The sequence below is a fragment of the Actinomadura sp. NPDC049753 genome, from assembly GCF_040674655.1.
In the GTDB taxonomy this organism is placed as follows: domain Bacteria; phylum Actinomycetota; class Actinomycetes; order Streptosporangiales; family Streptosporangiaceae; genus Spirillospora; species Spirillospora verrucosospora.
This window is the reverse complement of the sequence record NZ_JBFARL010000361.1, coordinates 1-3,945: the sequence shown is the minus strand read 5'-3', so window position 1 is coordinate 3,945 and position 3,945 is coordinate 1. Positions and strand designations below refer to the sequence as shown.

Annotated in this window: 2 protein-coding genes, 4 tRNA genes and 2 pseudogenes; 2 read left to right on the top strand and 6 right to left on the bottom strand. The window is 71.3% G+C overall.

The genetic code is table 11. From position 1 onward, the window contains the following. Positions 1 to 345: pseudogene (locus tag AB0K37_RS40805) on the top strand (hypothetical protein); the annotation flags it as partial. Here the strand turns inward: AB0K37_RS40805 and AB0K37_RS40800 are convergent. The 6 genes from AB0K37_RS40800 to AB0K37_RS40775 form a co-directional block, all read right to left on the bottom strand. Continuing rightward, positions 332 to 2,179, bottom strand: a complete 1,848-nt coding sequence (locus AB0K37_RS40800; RefSeq protein ID WP_363991240.1) for a glycoside hydrolase family 3 N-terminal domain-containing protein — start codon at positions 2,177 to 2,179, stop codon at positions 332 to 334. The pseudogene AB0K37_RS40805 and the gene AB0K37_RS40800 overlap by 14 nt on opposite strands. A gap of 93 nt (positions 2,180 to 2,272) precedes the next feature. Next, positions 2,273 to 2,344 (bottom strand) — tRNA-His (locus AB0K37_RS40795). A gap of 2 nt (positions 2,345 to 2,346) precedes the next feature. Beyond that, positions 2,347 to 2,419: transfer RNA gene (locus AB0K37_RS40790), tRNA-Arg, on the bottom strand. 11 nt (positions 2,420 to 2,430) lie between these two features. Beyond that, a tRNA-Met gene (locus AB0K37_RS40785) sits at positions 2,431 to 2,503 on the bottom strand. A 1-nt stretch (position 2,504) separates the two neighbouring features. Then, positions 2,505 to 2,589: transfer RNA gene (locus tag AB0K37_RS40780), tRNA-Ser, on the bottom strand. Between the two features lie 209 nt (positions 2,590 to 2,798). Continuing rightward, the gene (locus AB0K37_RS40775; RefSeq protein ID WP_363991237.1) at positions 2,799 to 3,647 is read right to left on the bottom strand and encodes an oxidoreductase; all 849 of its coding nucleotides are present in this window, start codon (positions 3,645 to 3,647) and stop codon (positions 2,799 to 2,801) included. Positions 3,648 to 3,729: 82 nt separating this feature from the next. On the opposite strand from AB0K37_RS40775, the pseudogene AB0K37_RS40770 reads away from it, so the two are divergent. Next, positions 3,730 to 3,849 (top strand): annotated as a pseudogene (locus AB0K37_RS40770) (LysR family transcriptional regulator); the annotation flags it as partial. Between the last annotated feature and the right edge of the window lie 96 nt (positions 3,850 to 3,945).

The following is a 3,945-nucleotide window of genomic DNA, read 5'->3' as shown; positions in this document are numbered from 1 at the left end:
GCGGGGTGGGGCGCCACCCCCGGGGGTCCGTGCGCCGGGGGGGGCGACGGCGACGAGCGCGGATGGGGCCGGCCGTGGCACGCCCCGACGATCACCGCCTCGGTGCGCGGGGTCGCCGACCGCCTCGCCGCGCTCGCCGGCGTCCCCGGCCCCCGCCTGGACACCATGACGGACCGCGAACTGACGCTGCTGAGCCTCACGGATCCGTTCTGGGAGGAGATGTGGGAGACGGAGCACATGTCGCACCGGCCGTTCACCGTCGACTCCTCAGCGATCGAGGAGACGTTCGGCATCGCCGCGTCCCCGCTGGACGACGTCCTCAAGGAGGCGCTCAGTCGTATGTGAGGCCGTAGCCGAAGGGGAACAGGGGCTTCTTGCCGTCGCCCTTGTTGATGGGCTGCTGGGAGGCCGCCCGCATCCACGTCACCGGGAGCCTGCCGGTGGGTGCGGCGGCCCCGTACAGGACGTCGGCGACGCCCGCCCCCTCGCTGCCCGGCAGCCACGCCTCGACGAGCGCGCTCCACTTGGGCAGCTCAGAGGCGATGTCCAGCGGACGTCCCGACACCAGCACCACGACCACCGGGACGCCGGACGCCCGCAGCCGGTCGATCGTCTTCAGGTCGGCGTCGTCGAGGCCCATGCCGCCGGTGAGGTCGCCGTGGTACTCGGCGTACGGCTTCTCGCCGACGACCGCGATCGCCGCGTCGTAGGACCTGTCGATGCCGGTCCCGTCCCTGCTGTAGGTGACGGTCGCGGACGGGTCCGCCGCCCGCCGGATGCCCTGCAGGATCGTCGTGCCCTTCGTGACCGGGCCCGGCGCGCCCTGCCAGGTGATCGTCCAGCCGCCCGACTGCATGCCGATGTCGTCGGCGCTGCGGCCCGCGACGAGGACCTTGTCGTCGCCGTCCAGCGGCAGGACCCCGCCGGCGTTCTTCAGCAACACCTGCGACGCGGCGACCGCGCGCCGGGCGAGCGCGCGGTGCCCGGCGCTCCCCACCGTCCTCAGGTACGAGCGGTCGGCCAGCGGCCGCTCGAACAGGCCCAGCTCGAACTTCCTGGTCAGGATGCGGCGGTTCGCGTCGTCGACACGGGACATCGGGACGGCGCCGTCCTTCACCGCGTCCCGCAGGTAGTCGATGAACCGGCGCCACTCGGCCGGCACCATGACCATGTCGATCCCGGCGTTGACCGCGGCGGCGACCTCCTCCTCGGTGAACCCCCGCTTCCCGTCGATCTCGTCGATGCCGTTGTAGTCGGAGACGACGAAGCCCGTGAAGCCCAGCTCACGCTTGAGGACATCGCTGATCAAGTACTCGTTCCGGTGCATCTTCAGCCCGTTCCACGAGCTGTAGGAGACCATCACCGCGCCGACGCCGCGCCTCACGGCCTCGCGGAACGGCGGCAGGTGGACCGCGCGCAGCTCCTTCTCCGAGATCCTGGTGTCGCCGCGGTCGTCGCCGCCCTCGGTGCCGCCGTCCCCCACGTAATGCTTCGCCGTGGCCAGGACGGACGCGGGACCGCCCAGCCCGTCCCCCTGCAGCCCCTCGACGAGCGTCGTCATCATCGCGGGCAGCTCGGGCACCTCGCCGAACGATTCGTACGTCCGGCCCCAGCGGTCGTCGCGGACCACGCACACGCAGGGCGCGAAGTCCCAGTCCACGCCCGTACCCGTCATCTCCTCCGCGGTCGCCGCGCCGATCCGGCGGACGAGGGACGGGTCGCGGGCCGCGCCGAGCCCGATGTCGTGCGGGAAGATCGTCGCACCGGCCACGTTGTTGTGGCCGTGCACCGCGTCGACCCCGTACACCATCGGGACGCGCAGCGGCGCGGCGAGCGCGGCCCGCTGGAGACCGTCGTACATGTCCGCCCAGCTCTGCGGCGTGTTCGGGCTGGGCGACGACCCTCCGCTGGACAGCACCGACCCGATCCGGTACCGGGTGACCTCCTCCGGCGTCACGTACCGCCGCTCCGGCTGCGTCATCTGGCCGAGCTTGTCGGCCAGGCTCATCCGGTCGAGCAGGTCGTCGACGCGGTCCTCCACCGAGAGCCGCGGGTCGAGGTAGGGCGCGGGGCCCGCGGCCGCCCGCGCGGGACCGCCGTGGACGGTCAGCGCCAGCACGGCGAGCACGCTCAGGCCGACGACGCGGGACCGCAACGCCCGCGGGGAGGAACAGTACATGCGGAAGGTTTTTCCAGGTTCGATCAAACGCAACGCAACCGGATACCAGCACCTGAGCAATATCTGCCGGTCACGGTCGGACAAAATGCATAGGGCTCTCGGTCGGGATCGAACCGACACCACCAGGACCACAACCTGGTGTGCAGACCACTACACCACGAAAGCCGTATCTCCGGCAGGAATCGAACCTGCGGCCTCCGGGTCCGCAACCCGGCGCGCTCTCCACTGCGCCACGGAGACGTGTTCTTGCGTGCTGAGCGCAGGAATCGAACCTGCCTGCTGCGGCTTATGAGACCGCCGGACGCACCAGCGTCCCTGCTCAGCGCGGAGGGTGCGAGATTCGAACTCGCGCAGGGGTGACCCTGACGACGGCTTAGCAAGCCGCTGCCTTTCCGCTCGGCCAACCCTCCGGAAACGAAAAAGACCGCCCGTGGTCTTCGGGCGGTCGGCGTCAGGACGTGCGGGTCACGTCCGTCGGCGGCTCCCGAGACCGGAATGGCTGCTGCGCATTCGATGACGTCGCATCGCGGCTCCCCTTTCCGATCCCGTCTTCCCGGTGTTCTCCCCTTCGACGTCCATGGTGCCGGGGCGGTTCCGCCCCGGCAACCCATTTATCGGCTCATTCCTCGAAATCGGTGCCCCGGGAGATCGGCTCCCAGGCCGCGAACTCCTTCCGCGCTCCGGCGAGGGCGGCGTCCACGGCGTCCGCGGCGTCGTTGCCCAGCGGCAGCCTGAGCGGCGTGTCATCGGCCTCCAGCGCCTTCAGGATCGCCGCGGCGGCCTTGGCCGGATCGCCCGGCTGCTTGCCGTCGCTGCCCGGCAGGTTCGCCCGGACCGGGCCGACGCTGCCGGCGTACTCCGGCATCGCGGCCGTCTGGTGCAGGCCGCCGCCGGCGAACGACGTCCGGAACGCCCCCGGCTCGACCACCAGGACCTTGATCCCGAACGGCGCGACCTCCTGCGCCAGCGCCTCCGACAGGCCCTCCAGAGCGAACTTGGTCGCCGAGTAGGCGCCCACGCCGGGGAAGGAGAACCGGCCGCCCATGCTCGACATCTGCACGACGGCGCCGCTCCCCTGCCGGCGCATGTGCGGCAGCACCGCCCGGACCAGCGCCGCCGGGCCGAAGAAGTGCAGGTCCATCAGCTCGCGCAGCTCGCGGTCGGTGGTCTCCTCCACGGCGCCGACGACACCGCGCCCGGCGTTGTTGACCAGCACGTCGATCCGCCCGTGCCACAGCACCGCGTCCGCGACCACGTCCGCGACCCTCGACAGGTCGGTGACGTCCAGCTCGACCGCGGCGACCCGCCCCGGGTGGCGCGCCACGAGGTCGTCCAGCGTCTCGGGACGCCGCGCCGCCGCGACCACCGTGTCCCCGGCCGCCAGCGCCGCCTCGGCGATCGCCCTTCCGAAGCCCGAGTTCGCCCCGGTGATCAGCCAGACCCGTCCATTCTCAGAAATGTTCGTCATGCCCATAGTTATCGCAGCTCACCGGCACCGCCGTCCAAGACAGAGGTTCCCCCGTCCGATAAAGAGCGTTTATGATGCCCGGATGGAGCTGCGCCAGCTGCGCTACCTCGCCGCGATCGCGGACGCGGGCAACCTCGGCCGGGCCGCCGAGGCCCTCTACGTCAGCCAGCCCGCGCTCTCCTACGCCCTGCGCAGGCTCGAAGCTCCAGGTCGTTGGAGTCGAGCACGCGGTCGTCGACGTCCTGGTTCTCGCGGAAGGCCCCGGACTGCCAGAGCATGGCGTCGACCAGCGTCGTCT

What these genes read in the sequence shown, in the direction of transcription:
- AB0K37_RS40775 (WP_363991237.1), bottom strand. Translation starts at nt 3,647, where the DNA reads ATGACGAACATTTCTGAGAATGGACGGGTCTGGCTGATCACCGGGGCG.
- AB0K37_RS40800 (WP_363991240.1), bottom strand. Translation starts at nt 2,179, where the DNA reads ATGTACTGTTCCTCCCCGCGGGCGTTGCGGTCCCGCGTCGTCGGCCTG.